General features: G+C 64.9%; 14 protein-coding genes, 5 pseudogenes and 1 riboswitch. Of the genes and pseudogenes, 4 read left to right on the top strand and 15 right to left on the bottom strand.

The annotated features are described in order from the left end of the window. Positions 1-568 precede the first annotated feature (568 nt). The 5 genes from PD885_RS17410 to PD885_RS17430 form a co-directional block, all read right to left on the bottom strand. Positions 569-1609: a zinc-dependent alcohol dehydrogenase family protein gene (locus PD885_RS17410; protein WP_002805026.1), complete on the bottom strand. Its 1041-nt coding sequence runs from the start codon at positions 1607-1609 to the stop codon at positions 569-571. Positions 1610-1768: 159 nt separating this feature from the next. After that, positions 1769-2506: an endonuclease/exonuclease/phosphatase family protein gene (locus tag PD885_RS17415; protein WP_002805027.1), complete on the bottom strand. Its 738-nt coding sequence runs from the start codon at positions 2504-2506 to the stop codon at positions 1769-1771. Between the two features lie 49 nt (positions 2507-2555). Beyond that, positions 2556-3365 (bottom strand): thiol:disulfide interchange protein DsbA/DsbL, encoded by an 810-nt coding sequence (locus PD885_RS17420; protein WP_065975057.1) that lies wholly within the window; start codon positions 3363-3365, stop codon positions 2556-2558. A gap of 90 nt (positions 3366-3455) precedes the next feature. After that, entirely contained in the window at positions 3456-4106 is a 651-nt protein-coding gene (locus tag PD885_RS17425; RefSeq protein WP_002805029.1) for a thiol:disulfide interchange protein DsbA/DsbL, read from the bottom strand. Positions 4107-4201: 95 nt separating this feature from the next. Continuing rightward, on the bottom strand, positions 4202-4999 hold the full coding sequence (locus tag PD885_RS17430; protein ID WP_002805030.1) for a c-type cytochrome: 798 nt from the start codon (positions 4997-4999) through the stop codon (positions 4202-4204). 143 nt (positions 5000-5142) lie between these two features. Here PD885_RS17430 and yihA point away from each other — a divergent pair, with 143 nt between their 5' ends. Continuing rightward, the gene (gene yihA / locus PD885_RS17435; RefSeq protein WP_002805031.1) at positions 5143-5766 is read left to right on the top strand and encodes a ribosome biogenesis GTP-binding protein YihA/YsxC; all 624 of its coding nucleotides are present in this window, start codon (positions 5143-5145) and stop codon (positions 5764-5766) included. A 329-nt stretch (positions 5767-6095) separates the two neighbouring features. Then, positions 6096-7460 (top strand): glutamate--cysteine ligase, encoded by a 1365-nt coding sequence (locus tag PD885_RS17440; protein WP_002805033.1) that lies wholly within the window; start codon positions 6096-6098, stop codon positions 7458-7460. Between the two features lie 319 nt (positions 7461-7779). Here PD885_RS17440 and PD885_RS17445 read toward each other — a convergent pair. Together PD885_RS17445 and PD885_RS17450 are read right to left on the bottom strand one after the other, a co-directional pair. Further along, positions 7780-9228, bottom strand: a pseudogene (locus tag PD885_RS17445) (ATP-binding protein). Continuing rightward, positions 9225-9944: pseudogene (locus PD885_RS17450) on the bottom strand (response regulator). The pseudogenes PD885_RS17445 and PD885_RS17450 overlap by 4 nt, the downstream one beginning before the upstream one ends. A 137-nt stretch (positions 9945-10081) precedes the next feature. On the opposite strand from PD885_RS17450, the gene PD885_RS17455 reads away from it, so the two are divergent. Further along, positions 10082-11182 (top strand): glycosyltransferase, encoded by a 1101-nt coding sequence (locus tag PD885_RS17455; RefSeq protein ID WP_002805036.1) that lies wholly within the window; start codon positions 10082-10084, stop codon positions 11180-11182. A gap of 380 nt (positions 11183-11562) precedes the next feature. Beyond that, positions 11563-11935 (top strand): annotated as a pseudogene (locus PD885_RS17460) (hypothetical protein). Positions 11936-11972: 37 nt separating this feature from the next. On the opposite strand, the pseudogene PD885_RS17465 reads toward PD885_RS17460, so the two are convergent. The 8 genes and pseudogenes from PD885_RS17465 to PD885_RS17505 all read right to left on the bottom strand — a co-directional run. Next, positions 11973-12644, bottom strand: a pseudogene (locus tag PD885_RS17465) (potassium-transporting ATPase subunit KdpA); the annotation flags it as partial. A gap of 277 nt (positions 12645-12921) precedes the next feature. Further along, on the bottom strand, positions 12922-13014 hold the full coding sequence (locus tag PD885_RS17470) for a potassium-transporting ATPase subunit F (RefSeq protein ID WP_082244225.1): 93 nt from the start codon (positions 13012-13014) through the stop codon (positions 12922-12924). A 567-nt stretch (positions 13015-13581) separates the two neighbouring features. Beyond that, positions 13582-15149, bottom strand: a pseudogene (locus PD885_RS17475) (CocE/NonD family hydrolase). A gap of 377 nt (positions 15150-15526) precedes the next feature. Further along, positions 15527-16501, bottom strand: a complete 975-nt coding sequence (gene thiL / locus PD885_RS17485) for a thiamine-phosphate kinase (protein ID WP_002805038.1) — start codon at positions 16499-16501, stop codon at positions 15527-15529. Between the two features lie 100 nt (positions 16502-16601). Beyond that, complete coding sequence (gene nusB, locus PD885_RS17490; protein ID WP_002805039.1) at positions 16602-17081, bottom strand: transcription antitermination factor NusB; 480 nt, start codon at positions 17079-17081, stop codon at positions 16602-16604. Further along, positions 17078-17542, bottom strand: a complete 465-nt coding sequence (gene ribH / locus PD885_RS17495) for a 6,7-dimethyl-8-ribityllumazine synthase (protein WP_002805040.1) — start codon at positions 17540-17542, stop codon at positions 17078-17080. The genes nusB and ribH overlap by 4 nt, the downstream gene beginning before the upstream one ends. Before the next feature lie 263 nt (positions 17543-17805). Next, a complete protein-coding gene (gene ribB, locus PD885_RS17500) occupies positions 17806-18945 on the bottom strand; it encodes a 3,4-dihydroxy-2-butanone-4-phosphate synthase (protein ID WP_002805042.1) in 1140 nt (379 codons plus the stop codon). After that, a complete protein-coding gene (locus PD885_RS17505) occupies positions 18942-19544 on the bottom strand; it encodes a riboflavin synthase (protein WP_002805044.1) in 603 nt (200 codons plus the stop codon). The genes ribB and PD885_RS17505 overlap by 4 nt, the downstream gene beginning before the upstream one ends. Before the next feature lie 160 nt (positions 19545-19704). Then, positions 19705-19886: riboswitch (FMN riboswitch) on the bottom strand. Between the last annotated feature and the right edge of the window lie 95 nt (positions 19887-19981).

Consider the following 19981-nt stretch of genomic DNA (forward strand, 5'->3'; position numbering starts at 1 on the left):
CGGGCGCCCTGCGTTGCAGCGGCGTCCCAGGTTCCTCCCGCCCTACCCCTCGCCGATTGGGCGGCAATCGTGGAAGCAGCGGCTTACTGTCGCTGGTACTGGTGCTGGCCTCAACCTGCTCCCGAACCTGTCTGGGTGGATGCTCCTCCCGAGGGAGAGACCAGTTTGTGCCGGATGAGCCCGGCTTGAAGGTGACGGGTGCCATGCCGCGGATTTTGACCGGTCCACCTACGAAGCGGGCCGTACAACGCGAAGCCTTCCAATCGTTGGCGAATGCGCTCGCTGCAGGTGGGCAGTCGGCACACCCCCCGTAGCTTTTCGCATGCGGCGAATGATGTAGCGGTGGTTATTGGTAGCAGGCCGTTGAACTACCTATTGATACAGGCGTTGCTCGCCGACCATGACGCATCGTCGGACCAGGATCGATGGCTGCATGTGGGAGCAGACGGCTATATCGGCCCACGCCCGTGCGCGCCGTCGCGCACTAGCAGCGATCCCTCGGTCCTTCGGATCGACCGACGATGCGTATCGAGCGAGCGCAGGCATGGCATGGCGTGGCGGCGGCCGGTCAGAACTCGGTGACGACAGTCACGCCAGTCGTCTCGTACCGGTCCATGTTGATCAGCGCATCGATGGACTGGTGGAGAGAGATGGTTTTGCCGATCAGCTTTTCGGGCGCCAGCTTGCCTGCGCCGATCATCTCCAGCAGCGCGTCATAGCGGTGCGCCTGCATGCCATGGCTGCCGTAGATCTCGAGTTCGTGGGAAATGACCTTGCTCATCGGTATCGCAGGCTGGCTGTAATCGGACAACATGAGCCCAACCTGGACATGCTTGCCGCGGCGTCGCAAGTTATCGATGGAATTGAAGCAGGTGGTCGGATGGCCGAGCGCATCCAGCGACACGTGCGCGCCGCCCTTTGTCGTTTCTCGCACAGCTTCGGCGACATCGGCGACGCGGTTCGCGTTGACGGTCGCCACAGCACCGAGCGAGCGGGCCAGTTCCAGCGCCTCGTCCGAGATGTCGATGGCGACGACGTTCGCTCCGATGGCGGTCGCGATCATGACCGCGGACAGCCCCACGCCACCGCAGCCATGAACCGCCACCCATTGTCCGGCCGTTGCCTTGCCTTGATCGACGACGGCACGGAAGGCGGTGACGAAACGACAGCCCAGACTCGCCGCCGTGGCGAAGTCCATGCTGTCGGGCAGCGCGACAAGATTCACATCCGCCTTGTGTATCCCGGCATAGGCGGCGAACGAACCCCAATGAGTGAAGCCCGGCTGGAATTGGCGATGGCATACCTGTTGATTGCCGCTGTCGCATTCCGCGCAGGCGCCGCAGCCGCCGACGAAAGGAACGGTAACGCGATCGCCGACCTTCCACTTTGTGACGTCCTTGCCTACCTCGGCAACGATGCCCGCCAATTCGTGACCGGGCACATGCGGCAGCCGGATATCCGGGTCATGGCCTTTCCAGCCATGCCAATCGCTGCGGCAGACGCCCGTAGCGCGGACCTGAACCACCACGCCGTGACGCTCGGGCGTTGGATCTTCGACCGTCAGCAGATGGGGAGGCTGGGAAAAGGCTGTGTAGACGACGGCTTTCATGTGACTCCTGGATAGTGCAACAGTGCGACGACATGCGGACGGCCAGGCGGTCCGCGCTCGCCTGGCGACTGCGCAGTAGTTTTGATAGCGACTCTTATGCAGACATTCGATTTATCCAAATGTTGCACCTGATTCTTGAGAGCAACACTTTCGCGTCGTCTAACGCAGCAGCTGCGATGGCACGCGGATATTCATGCCCACCGCCAGATGATCGGAAAACGCGGCCGGAATCGCCTCGGTGTGTTCGATCACCAGACTGTCGCTGACCAGGATGTGGTCGATCGCCCGATCCGGTCGCCAGCTGGGAAACGTGTGCAGGACACAGCTCGGCGGTTGCAGACGCGTGTGGCGATACAAGGCCTGCATTTCCGGTCGATCGGCCATGCAGTTGAAGTCGCCCATCAACATCGCGTTGGGATGATCGGACAACAACTCGGCGATAAAGGCCAATTGCGCCATGCGTGAATTTGCGCCCAGCGACAAGTGCGCCACGGCCACGGCAAGACCGTCGCGGCCTTGGCCGAATTTGGCCAGCAGGATGCCGCGCCCGCCGATGCGGCCTGGCAGGGCGTGATCCTGCACCTCCACCGGTTCCAACTTGCTCAGCAACCCATTCGCGCTGGAGGCCACCCCGCCCATGCGACGGTTGGGTTGGTGGCTCCAGTAATCGAAACCGGCGCGCTCAGCCAGGTAGTGGGTCTGGTTGGTGAAGCCCGAGCGCAGACTTCCCGGATCGGCTTCCTGCAGGCCTACGATGTCGCGTTGACCGGCCAGCTTGGCGATGCTGTCCAGGCTGGTGCGCTTGCTGCCCAGCGGCAGCGCGTGCGACCAACTGCGTGTGACATAGTCGCTATAACGGCGGGTGCTGGAACCGGCCTGGATATTGGCGGTCAGCACCCGCAGGGTACGCGAGTCCGAAGCGTTCACGACGTTGCGATCGCTCGGCTCACTTGGCCAGCGTGGCGCGTTCGCGCGCGATCAGGTGATCGGCGATGCGCAGCATGTCCGGAAAGTTCTGCCCCTTGACCAGGTACTTGCCGTTGACGATCAGCGTCGGGGTGCCGGTGATCTTGCTGCGCTTGGCGAACTGCTTGGCGCGGTTGGTCTTGGCCGACACGCCGAAGCTGCTCATGGTGTTGATGAAGGTGTTCTGGTCCACGCCGTACTTGGCGTAGAACGCAGCGATGTCCTGCACCGAATCCTTGCCGCGCTCGCCCTTGAGGGTCTGCTCGACGTGGATGGCCTTGTACAGCGCTTCGTGGGTCTTTTCCTGCACGCCCAGCGTTTCGGCGGCATAGAAGGCGCGGCCGTAGTCATCCCACGGGCCACCGAACATCGCCGGCACGTAGACGAAATGCACGTCCGAGGGCAGACCGGCCTTCCACGGCCCGATCAGCGGCTGGAACGCGTTGCAGGCGGGGCAGACATAGCCGAACACCTCGGCCACTTCGATCTTGCCGGCGGCCTGCTGATACGGCTGGCCACCTTCGATATCCAGATAGTCGGTGCCGGCGACCGGATCGGGGCCGTTCGGTGCGCGCGGCGCGGCGCTGGGCGCGGCGGCCGGCGGCGTGGCGGCGCTCTGGCCAACCGCAGGCGCTGCGGCGGGGGCGGCAGCCGCAGCAGCGGCCGGCGCAGGCGCCGTCTCGGCAGCCGGGGTGGCGGCAGGCGCGGTGTCGGACGAGCCGTCCTGGGCCTTGCAGGCGACCAGGATCGGCAGCAGCGCCATCAGCGTCAGGGCGAAGCGGGTCTTCATCGGATTGGATCTCCAGCGTGGGACGAGGAAAAGGCCGGGCGGCCGCGGGGCGCATGATGCCACGGGCGGCCGTCGGTGGCGGCTTGCGGTTCAGCGCTTGGCCGGCGCGGCGTGCTCGCGGGCGATCAGGTAGTCGGCCACGCGCAGCATGTCGGGGTAATTGCGCGCGCCAATCAGATAGCGCCCGTTGACGATGATGGCCGGGGTGCCGGGGATCTTGCTGCGCAGCGCGAACTCGCGTGCGGCCTTGAGTCTGGCGTCCACCGCCTCGCTCTTGAAAGTCTCGATGAAGCGCTGCGGCGCAATACCGTAATCGGCATAAAACGCGGCCAGTTCTTCCGGGGCCACGTTCTGGGAGGGCACGCTTTGCTTTTCGTGGATCGCATCGAACATGGCGCGATGGCTGCGCTTGGCCACGCCCAGAATGTCGGCGGCGAAGTAGGCGCGCGCGAACGCATCCCAGGAGCCGCCAAATGCCGCCGGCACCGGAGTGAAGCGCACATACGACGGCTGCTTGGCCACCCAGGCGTCCAGCACCGGCTCGAAATGCGCGCAGTGCGGGCAGGTGTAGCCGAACACTTCGGCTACTTCGATCTTGCCGGCCAGCGGGGCGTACGGCTGGCCGCCGTCGATCAGGACGTAGTCCTCACCTTCGACCGGCGGCGCCTTCTTGTCGACGGCACAGGCCACCAGCGGCACCAGGCTCAATAACAGCAGGGACAGGCGGGAAAGCAGATTCATGCGGGCTCCGTGGGGATGCGAGGGGGAAGCGTGAAACGACGACGCCGGTCGCGGGACCGGCGTCGTGAAACGGTGTGGCAGCTGCGGCAGTCAACTCATGAGGGTGGTGGTGTCCCGGCAGGTGCCCGTGCGGCGGCTGCATCGTCGGCGCGGTCGTGCAGACCCTGCAGATAACTGGCCAGCGCCTGGATCTCCTGCTCGGTCAGCGGGCGCGCCACCTGCGCCATGATATTGAACAGCGCCGGATTGCGCTCCTGGGTGGTGCCTGCCTGATATTCCTTCAGCCGCCGCGCCACGTAGTCGGCATGCTGGCCGCCCAGGCGCGGATACGCCGGCCCCGGATTGCCGGCGCCAGACGGGCCATGGCAGGCCATGCAGGCCGGCACTCCGCGCGCGATGTCGCCACCGCGGTAGAGCTTTTCGCCGACCTCGTAGAACTTCAGGCCCTGATACGGCCCCTCGCTGACCACCGCATCGTCGGCGACCCCGGCGGACGACTTCTGGGTGGCGAAGTAGGCACCCAGGTCGCGCATGTCCTGCGCAGTGAGGTACTTGACGAACGGCACCATGACCGCCGACATGCCGGTGGTGCGCTCGCCGCTGGCGATCAGCGCAACCTGATGCGCCACGTAGCGCTCGGTTTGCCCGGCGATGCGTGGGTACATGGCCACTGCCGGATTGCCATCCTGGCCGTGGCAGGCCGCGCAGGCGACGGCCTTGGTCTGGCCAGCCTTGGCGTCGCCCCAGGTGGTTTTGGATAGGTCCACCTCCAGCGGCGCAACGCGCACGGGCGGCGGATCGGGGACCGGCGTGACCGCCGATTGCGCAAACGCCAAGGCCGCGATGACCGACACGGCGAGAGCGGCGAGGACAAGCACACGAGCATGGCGCATCAGCTAAAGCTCCGTATGGACCCGGCCCGCGCGCGTTTGGTGCTGGCTGTGGCAGGCGTGCTTCGATTATCGACACGCCTTTGCGCCAGGGTCAACGAACAGTGCAGCAAAACCGCCAAGCCCGAACGTGCGATCCTAGGGGGATGTCGCTCCTTATCGAACAAGCCCGCTACCACCTGTCCGCCCACAACGCCCGGCAATTGCCCGACGATGACGGCTACGAGGTTGCCTTCGCCGGCCGCTCAAACGCCGGAAAATCCAGCGCCCTCAATGCGCTGACCCGCCAGAATGCGCTGGCCCGCGTCTCCAAGATGCCTGGCCGCACCCAGCAGCTGGTGTTCTTCCAGATCCAGCCCGAGCGCTATCTGGTGGACTTGCCCGGTTATGGCTACGCCAAGGTGCCGCAGGACCTGCAGGCGCACTGGCAGGCCTTTATCGACCGCTATTTCCGCACCCGCGAGGCCTTGCGCGGGCTGGTGGTGGTCATGGATATCCGCCACCCGCTCAAGGATTACGACCTGCAGATGCTGGGCTATGCGGCCGAACGCGGCCTGCCTGCGCACGGCCTGCTGACCAAGGCCGACAAGCTCGGCCGTGGTCAGCAGATGCAGACCCTGCAGAAGGTCCAGAAAGAGGTTTCCGCCCGCTTCGGCGACAGCGTGACCGTACAGACCTACTCCGGCGAATCGCGCCAGGGCGTGGACGAACTGCGCAGCATCGTGGCTGGCTGGCTGGGCCTGGACTTGGAAGCGCCCGCGGCCGAGTGATGCCGTGCAGCAGGTGGTGGGGCTCGGGCCGATGCCTGGACCGTCAGCGGCGACGGACTTCGTTTCGCTGTCTGCGTTTGCGCGCGCCGATGGGTACGTTGCATGCCGAATTTAAGGGCTCAGTTTGGCGATATTGCCTTGCACGCATCCTGGCGAAGTGGGCGCAGATCACGCCGACGCTGCGATCGACTGCCGGCTCTAGTTGGTGGAAATCTCATGCCCCGGCCGTGTGGCCAATCCTTTCCCGCCGGGCGGTTATAGTGCGGGCCTTGCGGTGTCAGGGGAGCCTCCCCACATCGCTCCACCCCTTCACATTTGCGAGCCTGCCCTTGTCGAGTCCCAGCTACGTCGTCGAAACGCCGATCACCGAACGCGCGGAACTGGTCCAGGTGCTGGCCTCCGGCGAGAAGCCCAGCGCGGATTGGCGGATCGGGACCGAGCACGAAAAGTTCGGCTTCCAGCTCGATGATCTACGCGCGCCCACCTTCGAAGGCGCGCGCGGCATCGAGGCATTGCTGACCGGGCTGACCCGTTTCGGTTGGGAGCCGCTGCAGGAAAACGGCCACACCATCGCACTGCTACGCGACGGCGCGTCAGTAACGTTGGAGCCGGCCGGGCAGCTGGAACTCTCTGGCGCAGCAGTCGAAACTCTGCATCAGACCTGCGTGGAAACCGGCACCCATCTGGATGAAGTGGCGCAGGTGGCCAGCGAGTTGCTGCTGGGCTTTCTCGGCATGGGTTTCCAGCCGAAATGGCGTCGCGACCAGATGCCGTGGATGCCGAAGGGCCGCTACCAGATCATGAAGAACTACATGCCCAAGGTCGGCTCGCTCGGTCTGGACATGATGACGCGCACCTGCACGGTGCAGGTCAATCTGGATTACGCCACCGAAGCGGACATGGTGAAGAAGTTCCGTGTGTCGCTGGCGCTGCAGCCGATCGCCACCGCGCTGTTCGCCGATTCGCCGTTCACCGAAGGCAAGCCGAACGGTTATCTGAGTTACCGCTCGCACATCTGGACCGATACCGACGCCGATCGCACCGGCATGCTGGATTTCGTGTTCGACGATGGTTTCAGCTACGAGCGCTACGTCGATTACCTGCTCGATGTGCCGATGTATTTTTCCTACCGCAACGGCGTCTACGTCGATGCCAGCGGGCAGAGCTTCCGCGATTTCATGCAGGGCAAGCTGCCGGCACTGCAGGGTGAATTGCCCACACTGCGCGATTGGTCGGACCACATGACCACCGCGTTCCCGGAAGTGCGCTTGAAGAAGTATCTGGAAATGCGCGGCGCCGATGCAGGCCCGTGGGATCGTCTGTGCGCGCTATCGGCGTTCTGGGTGGGGCTGTTGTATGACGACACCGCGCTGGATGCGGCCTGGGATCTGGTCAAGGACTTCAGCACGACCGAGCGCCATGCGCTGCGCGACGGCGTGCCCAGGCACGCACTCGGCCTGCCGTTCCGCAACGGCACCGCGCGCGATCTGGCGGTGGAGGCAGTCAACATCGCGCGCGAAGGTCTGCGTCGGCGTGCACGCTTGAATGGCGACGGTCAGGATGAAACCGGCTTTCTGGACGTGATTGCCGAAATCGCCGAGAGCGGCGTCACCGCCGCCGAGCGCAAGCTGGCGCTGTATCACGGTGCATGGAACGGCGATGTCGATCACGTGTTCCGCTCGTTCGCGTACTGAGCACGTATTGCCGGCAGCGGTCGTAGAGCGCTGCTGATCTCAGGCACGTTGCTGTCTCCAGGTGTGGATTCGGGCGGTGATCGCCAATCACGCTGCATCGTGCGCAGGCGGCGATTCGGCTTTCCGGCTCTTCGACCGACCGAAGAGACGACGAGCGGGGCCGGGCGGTCTGCATACATCTGATAACGGCGCGCCACGTCACTCTCACTCCTTCTGAACCTGCATCAGCGAGTGGAGCCAAGCGGTGGGCATCTTGAAGACGCGCCTTCGCACGTTGGCTCGGCATGCGCGGCGCGATAGAACGCACTCCAACTCCGCCTCAGCGCCGCCCCGGCATGCACGGCAAACGCACCGTCACCCGCAGCCCACCGCGCGCGCGATTGTCCAGGCGTAGATCGCCGCCATGCGCCAGCACGATGCTGTGCGCGACCGACAAGCCCAGGCCGATGCCGCCTGTGCCGCGGTTGCGCGAGGATTCGCCAAGTACGAACGGTAGCAGCAGTTGTTCGCGCTACGTAGGGTCGATGCCAGGGCCGTCGTCGTCGATCCACAGCACGCCGTCTTCGCCATCGCGCTGCAGCTGCAGCTACAAGCGTGCGCGTTTGCCGTATTTCAAGGCGTTTTCCAGTAGATTCATCACCGCGCGGCGCAATGCCAGCGGGTCGCCATCCAGGGTGATCGCCGGACCGGGCAGCAGTTCGGCGTCGGCTCCGATGTCGGTGGCGTTGTCGACCACGCTCTCCACTAACAGACGCAGATCCAACGGTGCGCGGACGCCGCGATGACGATCGTTCTGGATGAAGTCCAGTGCGGCGGGAATCATCGCCTTCATTTCGTCGATATCGGCCATCGCCTTCTCGCGCAGCGGCGGCTGCAGGCCATCCAGGCGGAACGACAACCGCGCCAGCGGTGTGCGCAGGTCGTGCGCGATCGCCGCGACCATGTGGGTGCGCTCGTTGATCAGGCGGTTCAGGCGCGCCTGCATCGCATTGAACGACTCGGCGGCGCGCACGATTTCCGGCGGGCCGCTGCGTTGCAGCGCGGCGGCATCCGGGTTGCGGCCCAGGCGATCGGCGGCTTCGGCAAAACGCTTGATCGGCGCCGACAGCGCACGCGAAAACCGCCACGCCAGCGGCACATTCGCCAGCAAGCCAGCCAGAAATAGCAGCGCCACCTGGGTTTTGAACTCGTCCGACAAGCGTCGATGTGGCAACGCCACCGTGCGCCAGCGGCCGTCGAGCTGCTGCAGCGCGGCGGTGAAGCCGTCCAGCAGCGGCACGCCGGGGGTCAGCCGCTCGCTTTCCCAGACGCCGGGCGCATCGTCCGGCCTTAGCCCGTTGCCGAATGGCGGCTCGCCGGACTGGCGTTCGCGCGGCCAGTTACCCGGGAATGGCGGCATTGGCTGCGGGCCCGGCATACCCAGCCGCGGGCCTTCGCGATCGTTGGCGCTGCGATAGAAACGCACGCGTTGCTCGGGGACATTCAGCCAATGGGCAAGCAACATTTCGGCGAACGGGTCGCGCACCTGGTCTGCCGCTGGCGCCGTGGGAGCTTGGGCGGATTCGTGCACCTGCAGGGTCTGGGTGCCGGCCGGCATGCGCCTGGACAGCAGCGCGACCACCTCCGGCGGATGCACCGGGGGCTCGTAGATAGGGGTTCGCATCACCAGCAGCGCGATACCCACCGCCTGGGCCGTGAGCAGCGCCACCGCCAGCAACACGAAGGTACGGGCAAAGATCGACAGCCCGCGACGTGCCGGTTTACTCACAAGCGCGAGACGCCAGGCAGCAGCATGTAGCCTTCGTTACGGACGGTGCGAATCAACTCGGTATGGACACGTTCGTTGATCTTGCGGCGCAGGCGGCTGATCTGGCTGTCGACGGCGCGATCGTAGACATCGGTGTCGCGACCGCGGGCGTAGTCCAGCAACTGGTCGCGGCTCAGAACCCGCTGCGGATGTTCGACGAAGGTACGCAGCAGCGCGAACTCCCCATCGGACAGATTGATGAAGATGCCGGTAGGGTCGCGCAGGTCGCGACGCACCACGTCCAGCCGCCAGCCGGCGAACTCGTAGACGTTGCCGCGGTGATCGGCCTACTCCCTGCCGGCCTGTCTGCGGCGCAGCAGGGCGCGCACCCGCGCCAGCAATTCGCGCGGATTGCAAGGCTTTGCCAGGCAATCGTCGGCACCCACTTCCAGACCGATGATGCGGTCGGTGTCGTTGCCTAGCGCTCTGAGCATGATGACCGCAGGCGAACCGCGCTCACTGGCCAGGGCACGCGCAGCGCTCAGTCCGTCTTCTCCAGGCATCATCACGTCGAGTACGATGAGGTCCGGGCGGCGCTGCGCAACGCTCTTGCGCATCTCCGCCGCGTTTCCGGCAACATCCACCTGATAGCCGTGGGCGCTGAGGAACTCGCCGATCAGCTTGCGCAGGTCCGGGTCGTCGTCGACCACAAGAACGCAGTGTTGTTGCATGTCCATTGAGGTCATCGTCGGTGGCGCGGAGATTAGCCCGCGCAGGGTGGCGGCTAGCGGATACATGGTGCTCGCAGTTACAAGGCTGGAGCACGCATCATAATGATCGAATTTGTCAACCATTGGCACACGTGTGACGCAACATGACAGAACGGGACATCGCGCAGGAAACCATTGTATTGACACTCCGCCGCTGCAATGGCGTGTGCACGCATGACAAGGCGTTTCCGATGATGCGGGTGATCAGCCGCGATAACGGCGTTGGGCTGACCCGTGACATGGTGCTAATGGCCGAAACGCTGCGCGCTGGCGGCGTGCCGGTGCAGGAAGTGGGATTCACCAGCCAGCGCTTGCAGGACACCGGGCGCGAAGCCCGCCTGTGGGCCAGCCGCGCGCTGTTCGGGCGTGTGCCGCTGCAGATCTTTTCCGAACGTGTGTATGCGCGCTGTCTGCCGCTGGGTCGGATCAATCTTCTGGTGCCCAATCCGGAATGGCTGCTGCCCAAGTGGCTGCCGCTGCTGCCGCGCTTTGATGCGGTGCTGTGCAAGACCCATCACGCCGAGCGGATCTTCCGCAGCCTGGGATGCACTACGCGCTTTATCGGCTTCAGCAGCCCGGATCGGTACGACCCGCAAGTGCCCCGTCGGCGGGCGTTCTTTCATCTGGCCGGGCGCAGCACCGCCAAGGGCACGCGTGTGCTGCTGGAGACCTGGCAGCGGCATCCGGAATGGCCGCTGCTGACGGTGGTGCAGAACCCGCGCACCGCCGGCAGGCCGGTGGTGGCGCAGAATATCGATCACCGCGTCCGCTATCTCGACGATGCCGAACTGCGTCGGCTGCAGAACGCGCATCGGTTCCATATCTGTCCGTCCGAGGCCGAGGGCTTCGGTCATTACCTGATGGAAGCGCTGAGCGTGGGAGCGGTGACGCTAGCCACTGACGGCGAGCCGATGAACGAATTGGTCAGGCCCGAGCACGGCGTGCTGATCCCGGTGGCCGAGGTGCGCCTGCGGCGTCTGGCGTCGTATTACTACGTGGACGCTGCGGGCATTGCCAGCGCAGTGGAAGCCGCGCTGGCGCTGCCGCAGGCGCAGCTGGACAAGTTGTCGGCCAATGCGCGCGCGTTCTACCAAGCCAACGACGCCGCGTTTGCCGCGCGGTTTCGCACTGCGGTGCTGGCGTCGCTGCCGGAGCACACGGTGGAAACCCCCGTGAGCGTGGCGCCTGCCGTCGTCGAGAACTGACAGCTTTACCGTCCGCTTCGCAGCAACTGCAACGTTGCAATCAGCGCATGCCAGCGATTGGCGTGCAGCGGCAAATGCGCGGCACATCCGCATGCAAGGCTTTCCCTAACACGCGGCCCAGCCCGCACCCGGCATGTGCATGCTTTGTACGCACGAGCGCCATCCATCCAGGGAGATCGACGATGGTCCAGACACGACCGACATTTGCTGTTACCACCGCATTGCTTGCAGCGCTGAGCCTGGGAGGCTGCGCCAGCCTGTGCGGCCCTCCTTACGATGCACCACCGCCACCACACGGACATCGCGGTCCGCCGCCAGCGTTGCCGCGTGCAAGCGCTTTGGCTACGTTGCGGGGCTGTGCGCAGGAACAAGGTGTTCCCTTGCCACCACCGCCCACTACCGGGTCGCACGCCGCCGCGCCCGATGGACGACTGGATCGGGCGGCCTTCGATGCTTGCCTGGCGAGCAAGGGCGTGGCGTTGCCTCCGCATTCGCCGGATGGTCCTGGAGCTGGTCGCCCCGGGACCAGGTGGCCCGGGACCTGAGGGTCTGGCGTTCGACAGACCGCACGGACCAGGCGAACCACATGGCCCGCCGCCGTACGATCCCGAGTTCGACGCTGCACTGCAGGCTTGCGCCACCGCGCAGCGCATCGCACTGGCGCTGCCGGATGAGCCACCCATGGGGCCGCCGCCGGAAGCGCTGGCGCAATGCCTGGACGCGGCGGGATTTACGCCGCCGCACTATGGCTGATGTCGCTGGATAGGGCAGGAAAGCACGTCGCCTGCTCGGTGCTCGCATGGGCGAGATGTTCAGCGATAGGGCACAGCACCAGTGCCGGCATGAACTGCAGCACGGTGAGCACGATCGCCATCAGGGTCAACGCAAAGGTGGGGGTTTCGACCTGCAGGCTGCCGGCCGCCTCGGGCGCACGCCGTTTCACCGCCATGCCCGCGGCCACCATCAGCGGCAGGATCAGCACTAGATAGCGGCCCAATGCCAGCACTACCGAACAGCTAAGATTCCACCAGTACGTGGCATCGCCCAGGCCTTCGAAACCCGAACCGTTGTCGGTAAATGCCGAGGTGTACTCGTAGAACACCTGACTGATGCCATGAAAGCCGGGGTTGGAATTAGCAGTCAATGCCGGCACTGCCAGCGCTACCGCGGTCAAGCCCAACACCACCAGCGGTTGCAACAGGATCAGCAGCGCCAGCATTTGCATCTCGCGCGACTCGATCTTGCGGCCGAACAAGTCCGGCGTGCGCCCGGTCATCGAACCGGCCAGAAACACGCTCAGCAACAGAGACATCATGAACTGCTGCAAGCCGCAGCCGATACCGCCCCAGATTGCGTTGATCAGCATGTCGACCAAGGTCACCAGGCCACTCAACGGCGCCAACGAATCGTGCATCGCATTGACCCAGCCGGTCTGCGTGCTCAACGCCGCCCACATTACTGACGTCGGCTTCGGGCAAGGCGTCCAGCCCGCCGGTTGCCAGGCCGACAGTTGCATGCTGCCCTCCCTCCTGCGGCGCCACCGTCTCCGGAACAACAGCCCCAACCATCCCTGCCCGTGTGTTCACCGTTGCGTCCGATGTAGATAGGGCATCGGCAGAGCGCGCAACAGCGCGTCCACCAAACAACGCGCGCAAGCTCGCTAACGCCAACGCCAACGCCAGACCCATCATCGGCGTCACTATCTCAAGTAAGGTTTCAATCGTTGGAGAGTACTCGCATCAAAAGTCTTCGGGCCGCAGCAACACGTACAACAGGTACGCAGCAGAAACGAGTACGGCCACGCCGCACAGCAGGGACAACCCGGCAGGCATGTCGGCTACTCCCCGGCACGCGCGCAGTGCGGCGCGATGGATGAGATATGCGACGGCGCATGCAACGTGTGCATGCCAGCAAGGCAAAGCGCTGCAGCACCGTGCGCGCAGCGCCGATGGAGCAGACAGGTCAAGGGATGCATCGGGATCGTCCAGGGCGGAACCGCTCCGCCAACCTGCGCAGTCTGTTCCTGGCCTGCGTAAAGTCGCTATGGACCTGCTAGAGCCGCCGCGTAAATTCCGCATAAATCACGCTGGACGGCAGTCTGCAACTGGCGCATCAACGCCATCCACCCAGCGCCAGATGAGCAAAGGTGCCGACTTTTTACCTCAGTTGGAATGCCAAAGCCCGGGTTGGTCGAGGGCGCGATGCCCTCACCGCTTCCGGGACACGCCGTGAATCCGCCCACGTAGGCTCCGTGGCGTCGTCCATACCGCCGCAGGGTCCCGCAAGCGGCGAGGACGCCGCACCAGTGCGTTGGTCGGTGGCTACGTGAAAAACTGCGCCTGACACGGTTCACGGCTGCACACCCCCGAACACTCAGCGCGTTTTCGGCCGGTCACACGTTAGTGCAGCGGCACGTTCAATACCAATGGCATTGCCACCGGCGAGGTAAACGTCACCGTACCGCCACCGTCGCTGGCATCGGTGTAACGCGCATCGCAGGTGTCGATCACCAGCACCAACCGTTGCCCGGCAGGTATCTCGGCAGCCGCGCCTGCAACGACCAATCCAGGGTCACTGCGCAGCCCGGTATAGCACCGCGTAGCGAGTAAGGCGCATGCGTGATCAGTTGCGCCGCACCCAAGCCATCCATCTGATACAGATACGCGAACAGGCTGACCTTCGATTGACTGGGCACTACGGTCACGCGCAGCGATGGACTGCCGGCCAAGCGCCGCATATCGCTCGATGGCGAACCCACCCACACCGCAGCACCGGCACGATTGACCAGCGGAATCGAAGCGGTCACCGGCACGCCGATGCCTTGCAGCAAACCGCTGACCAGCACCACGCCCGAATCGGCCAGCGTCGGCACATCGGTGGCGATACGCGACTGCCATCCGCTTGAAGTGCCGCCGATCAAGCCGCCGGTCGGGCTGAGTGATCCGGCTGGTGCCGACAGTCCCAAACGTGTAGTGCCCTGCTGCACCGCTGCCCAATCCGGATACTCCAGCCATTGCCCGGCACGCGGCGACAGCTGCACCGGCGCTTCGGCATCCACACCATTGCGCACTTGCTTGAGATGACGATCAAACCAGCGCGTGGTTGCCGTGTAGATCTCGTTGGGCAAACCCAGCGCGCCGGGCAGCTCTGCCTTGGCGTGATCGCCTGGACTCAACAGCAATTGCTTTGGCCCGTGCAGTTGATTGAAGAATGCGATGGTCTGATTGGGCGGGAACAAGCCGTCGTTGAAGGCATTGCCCAGCAGCACGGCGGTGCCGCGCGCGTTGAGTGCGGCCACATCGGTGGCCGGGCTGCGCAAGGCAGCCTGCGGCAGGAAGCCCTGCACAGCACCGTCGTAATCTCCGATGGCAACCCTTGCGCCGATCTGCGCCAGATCCGGGCCGGGACGCCCGGTCAACGCGCCGGCACCGACCAACAATCCGACCCCTTGTTGGCTGACGGTGCGATTGGAATACAGCGACGCCTCCAGATCGGCCCAGCCACTGAGCGCGGCCACCGCCTTGATGCGCGGGTCGCGCTCGGCGGCCAGCAGGCTGATGCCCGACCCGTACGAAATACCCGACGCGCCGATCGCGTTCAGGTTTGCCGGCGTATGCGCCAGCGCCCAGTCGATCACCGCGCTGACGTCTTGCACGGTGTCCGCGCCGGCGATGTCGATCTGCCCGGCCGAATCCCAGAAACCGCGCGTGGTGTAGCTGACCACCACGTAGCCGTCGCTGGCCAATTGGCTGGCGCGGCCCAGATATTCCAGGTTGGGTGACGACCAGCTGGCCGGCATCACAATCAGCGGAAACGCACTGCTGCCCAGCCCCTGAGGCACCAGCACCAGGGCGCCATCCCAGCAGGGGATGCGTTCGTAGGTCTTGCTGAAAGCGCCCGCCACCGCCGACGCAGATGCCACCAGCAACGCCATTGCGGCGATGCCCCCAGTCCAATGCTTATTCATGCTGCTCTCTCCCACGCGAGGCCGGGCCGGGATGGCCCAGCGGCAACTTCCATGCATCCGTGGTACGGGGGAGAACGCCGCAAACATACCAGACGGTACGGTATGGATCAAAGGCCAAGATTCGGGAGGCGGCGCAGATTAGCCTAGCTGGAGCGATACGGGCCGCACGCTCCATCACGTAACCGCCCCTGCTGACACACCCTTCTCCCGCCTGCGGGAGAAGGTGCCCGAAGGCGGGATGCGGGGGAGGAAACGGCATTCCACACCTTCAAAATCAGCCCCGAATCCAGTTCAAAGGACATCACCGACATACCTGCCGCGCCAACTGAGGCGCATGTCGTGATTATCAGTCGATGCAGCAGTGCCAAACGCAATCGTCAGCCTACGAAGTGCTGGTACCCACGCTGCGGCGACTGCCACGGGTTGCCGTCGGCGTCGCGCACCACCACGCCAGGCGCGGCGACAATGCGACCGATACGCGTGGCGGCAATTCCGGCAAATTCCATTGCCTGCCGCACCTCATCACGGTGTTGCGGCGCGGCGGTGAAGCACAGCTCGTAGTCGTCGCCACCGCCGAGTTGCCAGCCGATGTACTGCAGCGCAGTGATCTGGGCGCTGCGCTGCATCGTCGGCAGTGCCGCCAACGCAAGTTGCGCGCCTACACCGCTGCGCTCGCACAGATGCCCCAGATCGGCCAGCAACCCATCGGAGACATCCACGCACGCATGCGCAAGCCCACGCAACCGCAGTCCGGCCTGCACACGCGGCTGCGGACGCAGCAAGCGGCTGCGCCACTGCTCGTGCAATGGGTCGGCAGCCACACAAGTCACATCCAACTGAGCGGCCTGCCACAGTGCCAATGCCGCGGCGGCTTCGCCCAGCGCCCCGGTCACCCACACCTCGTCGCCCACACGCGCACCATCGCGACGCAACGCAGCGCCCGGCGGCAGACTGCCGATTGCGGTCACCGCACACGACAACGGCCCGCGCGTGGTATCGCCACCGACCAATGCAATGTCATGCGCATCGGCCAGCGCAAAAAATCCATCGGCAAACGCATCCACCCACGCTGCATCGTCATGGGGCAAGGACAGCGACAAGGTGCACCAGCGCGGTTGTGCGCCCATCGCAGCGAGATCGGAGAGGTTGACCGCCAACGTCTTCCAGCCCAGATCGTCCGCACGCGTTTCATGCGGAAAATGCACGCCCGCATTGAGCGTATCGGCAGTGATCGCCAGTTGCTCACCCGGCGGCGGCTGCAGCAAGGCCGCATCGTCGCCAATGCCCAACGGCACATCGGCACGCGCCGCTATGCGCGCGCGTAGCCGAGCAATCAGATCGAATTCGGGCATGGTGACGGGAATCGGGAGTGGGGAATCGGGAACCGCAAAAGCATCGGGCCATGTCGAGACGGGGCTCTTGCGATTCCCGACTCCTCCGTCCCGCACCGCCTCAGGCGCCGCTCGCGCCCGACTCAACCTTGCGCCACTCCACTGCGGCACGATCCAGCACGCCGTTGACGTAGGTGTGGCCATGTTCGGAGCCGAAGCGCTTGGAGGTTTCGATCGCTTCGTTGATCACCACGCGATACGGCACGTCTTGCCGATACAACAATTCGTAGGTGGCCAAGCGCAGCACTGCGCGTTCGATCGCATCGACCTCTTCCACGCTGCGATCCAGATACGGGGTCAACGCGGTATCCAGCTCGGCGCGATTGGTGAGCACGCCTTCGACAAGGCTCTCGAAATACGCCAGATCGGCAACCTCGTGCGCCTGCTCATGCGCAAACTGGCCGATCACCTGCTTAACGAAACCACCGGAAATCTGCCAGGCATATATCGCCTGCAAGGCACGCCGGCGTGCGCGCGAACGCAACACCGGGTCAATGCCGTCGCGACGACCATGGCGGGCGTGTCCACCAGGTTTGCTCATGGCAACAACTCCATCAAATTCACCAGTTCCAGCGCCGCAAGCGCGCATTCTTCGCCCTTGTTGCCATGGCTGCCGCCGGCACGTGCCTCGGCATCTTCCACGCGCTCCACCGCCAGTACGCCGTTGAGCACCGGCACGCCGGTCTGCAACTGCACGCTCATCAGGCCTTCGGCGCACAGGTCGGCGACGTGTTCGTAATGACGGGTGTCGCCACGGATCACACAGCCCAGGGCGATGATCGCGCCATGCTGGCCGGACTGCGCCACGCGGTTGACGGCGATCGGAATTTCCCAGGCGCCCGGCACGCGGATTACGTCGATGGCGTCCTCGCCGATGCCGTTGCCGGCCAGGCTCTGGCGCGTCCCGGTGACCAACGCGTCGGTGATACGGGCATTCCAGCGGCTGGCGATGATCGCAAAGCGCGCGGTGGTGGGGCGAAGATCGCCTTCGTAGTGGGTCATGCGGGTCGGCAACTCAAGTGGTCGTAAAGTTTAACAGTTGCCGGCCCCAGGCCCGGCCCAGGCGTGCAGGCCGGGGCCGCCGAAGCAGACCCGGCCAAGCGTGTCAGACGTGCTTTGAAGCGGCGATCAGCGGATTGCGCAGCCGCCAGACGGATCGGTTGATGCGTAGAAACGGTCGCCATCACGCGACCACTGCAGTTCCCACGCGTCCGCGTCGTGCGTAGACACCCAGACGACCGCTCGCTACGGGCCGTCAGCCGCTCTCAGGGCACGGCAGCCGGCGGCAACGAACGCAAGCCTTTGCCAGCGTGGCATTCCAGATACTCCACCACCTCCAGCCCGAACCCGGCCAACCCCACCTGACGCCGCGGCGTGCCCAGCACGCGCAGCTTGCCCAGGCCCAGTTCGGCCAGGATCTGCGCGCCAGCCCCATTGCGTCGCCATTGGCTGACGTCCTTGGCGTTAGCCGCGGCTTCGGGCTGCTGGCGCAGCCGTGTCAACAACGATTGGCTGTCGCGCGGTGCCGAAAGCACCACCATCACGCCCTGCCCCTCAGCGGCGATCGCACGCAACGCGTCGGTTGCCGCCACGCCGAAATCATCGCGCCGCCAATGCAGCAGATCGGCCAGCGGGTTTTCCACCTGCACGCGCACCAGTGTCGGCGTGTGCGGATCGGCGGTGCCACGCACCAGCGCAAAATGCAGATCGTGCGCAATGCGGTCGCGGTAAGTCACCAACCGGAATGGGCCGAATTCGGTAGTGATTTCGCGTTCGTCCACGCGCTCGACAGTGTGCTCGTTGGCCAGCCGGTACGCGATCAGATCGGCGATCGAGCCCATCTTCAGCCCATGCTCGCACGCGAACACTTCCAGCTGCGGGCGGCGCGCCATACTGCCGTCCGGATTGAGTACTTCCACCAGCACACCGGCCGGTTCCAGCCCGGCCAGCATCGGCAGATCGCTGGCTGCTTCGGTGTGACCGGCGCGGGTCAGCACGCCGCCCGGCTGCGAAATCAGCGGAAAGATATGCCCCGGCTGGCTCAGATCCTGCGGCTTGGCATCCGGGCGCACTGCGGTGCGCACGGTATGCGCGCGGTCGTAGGCGGAGATGCCGGTGGTCACCCCTTCGGCCGCCTCGATGCTGACGGTGAAGTTGGTGTGGAACTGCGCGGTGTTGTTGCGCACCATCGGTGCAAGGCCGAGCTGCGCGCAACGCTCGCGGGTCAGCGACAGACACACCAGGCCGCGCGCGTGGGTCACCATGAAATTGATGTCTGACGGCTTGACCAACTCGGCCGCCATGATCAGATCGCCTTCGTTTTCGCGGTCCTCGTCATCGACGATCACCACCATGCGCCCGGCGCGCAGTTCTTCGATCAGCTCGGGAACTGGCGCGAAGTTCATGCCTCACCCCGCGTGCCGAGCAGGCGTTCGACATAGCGCGCCACCAGATCGATTTCCAGATTCACTGCCGCGCCTACCGCGGTCTGCGCAAACGCGGTATTGGCCACCGTGTGCGGAATCAACGCGACCTCGAAGCCGTCTGCGTCCACTTCATTGACGGTGAGGCTGACCCCATCCACACAGATCGATCCCTTCTTAGCGACATAGCGCAGCACGGCCGGCGGCGCGGCAAAACGCCAGCGCTGCGCGCGCGCATCGCCATGCATCGATTGCACCTGGCCCAGGCCATCGACATGCCCGCTGACCAGGTGTCCGCCGAGGCGGTCTGTCGGACGCATCGCACGCTCCAGATTAAGCAACGCACCTTCAGGCAATGCGCTTAGCGTGGTCAGCGATAAAGTTTCGGTCGAGGCGTCGGCCTGAAAGCTCTCCGCATCGAACCCAATCACAGTAAGGCACACGCCGTTGACCGCGATGCTCTCGCCCAGTTGCACCGATTCAAAAGGCAGGTTGCCGGTCGCGAAGGTGAAACGCACATCGCCGGCTTGCGGCTGGCGCGCAGCCAGACGGCCGACGCCTTCAATGATTCCGGTAAACATCAGCACGCCTCCGCTTGCGGCAGCGACGGGACCGATGGAGTGCGATGTAACATTGCGACACAGCGCGACAGGTAACGCGTGGACATAGTCGTTTCTCGCAGGAGTTGAGCGAAAAACGCCACAAGGCATACAGGCGCACACAGCCGCAACGCTGTGCGTTGGCCGTCTTCTTTCATCCGGACTATACCGTCGGCCCCGGCATCGCACCGGATCTGCTGACCTTGCGCACTGAAGCGCCCGAATACTGAAAATCCGGGACTAGCATGCGAAAGCGCTCGCGGGCTCGCACGCTTGCGCATGCATACCGCCGGTGGGGAATCGCACCCCGCCCTGAAGACGTTCGTGAGTGCCGGCAAGCCGGCCCGCAAAGTCTAACAGGGCACATCGGCGCGATTGCTGAGCGTCAGATAAGGCTGGAAGGACACTGCGTCATGTCT

It is taken from the genome of Xanthomonas fragariae (assembly GCF_900183975.1).
In the GTDB taxonomy this organism is placed as follows: Bacteria; Pseudomonadota; Gammaproteobacteria; order Xanthomonadales; family Xanthomonadaceae; genus Xanthomonas; species Xanthomonas fragariae.

Excerpts from the sequence above, each read along its gene's own strand:
- PD885_RS17505 (WP_002805044.1), bottom strand. The coding sequence starts at position 19,544 with ATGTTTACCGGAATCATTGAAGGCGTCGGCCGTCTGGCTGCGCGCCAG.
- ribB (WP_002805042.1), bottom strand. The coding sequence starts at position 18,945 with ATGAACTTCGCGCCAGTTCCCGAGCTGATCGAAGAACTGCGCGCCGGG.
- PD885_RS17410 (WP_002805026.1), bottom strand. The coding sequence starts at position 1,609 with ATGAAAGCCGTCGTCTACACAGCCTTTTCCCAGCCTCCCCATCTGCTG.
- PD885_RS17430 (WP_002805030.1), bottom strand. The coding sequence starts at position 4,999 with ATGCGCCATGCTCGTGTGCTTGTCCTCGCCGCTCTCGCCGTGTCGGTC.
- PD885_RS17455 (WP_002805036.1), top strand. The coding sequence starts at position 10,082 with ATGACAGAACGGGACATCGCGCAGGAAACCATTGTATTGACACTCCGC.
- ribH (WP_002805040.1), bottom strand. The coding sequence starts at position 17,542 with ATGACCCACTACGAAGGCGATCTTCGCCCCACCACCGCGCGCTTTGCG.
- nusB (WP_002805039.1), bottom strand. The coding sequence starts at position 17,081 with ATGAGCAAACCTGGTGGACACGCCCGCCATGGTCGTCGCGACGGCATT.
- thiL (WP_002805038.1), bottom strand. The coding sequence starts at position 16,501 with ATGCCCGAATTCGATCTGATTGCTCGGCTACGCGCGCGCATAGCGGCG.
- PD885_RS17420 (WP_065975057.1), bottom strand. The coding sequence starts at position 3,365 with ATGAAGACCCGCTTCGCCCTGACGCTGATGGCGCTGCTGCCGATCCTG.
- yihA (WP_002805031.1), top strand. The coding sequence starts at position 5,143 with ATGTCGCTCCTTATCGAACAAGCCCGCTACCACCTGTCCGCCCACAAC.
- PD885_RS17470 (WP_082244225.1), bottom strand. The coding sequence starts at position 13,014 with ATGCCTGCCGGGTTGTCCCTGCTGTGCGGCGTGGCCGTACTCGTTTCT.
- PD885_RS17425 (WP_002805029.1), bottom strand. The coding sequence starts at position 4,106 with ATGAATCTGCTTTCCCGCCTGTCCCTGCTGTTATTGAGCCTGGTGCCG.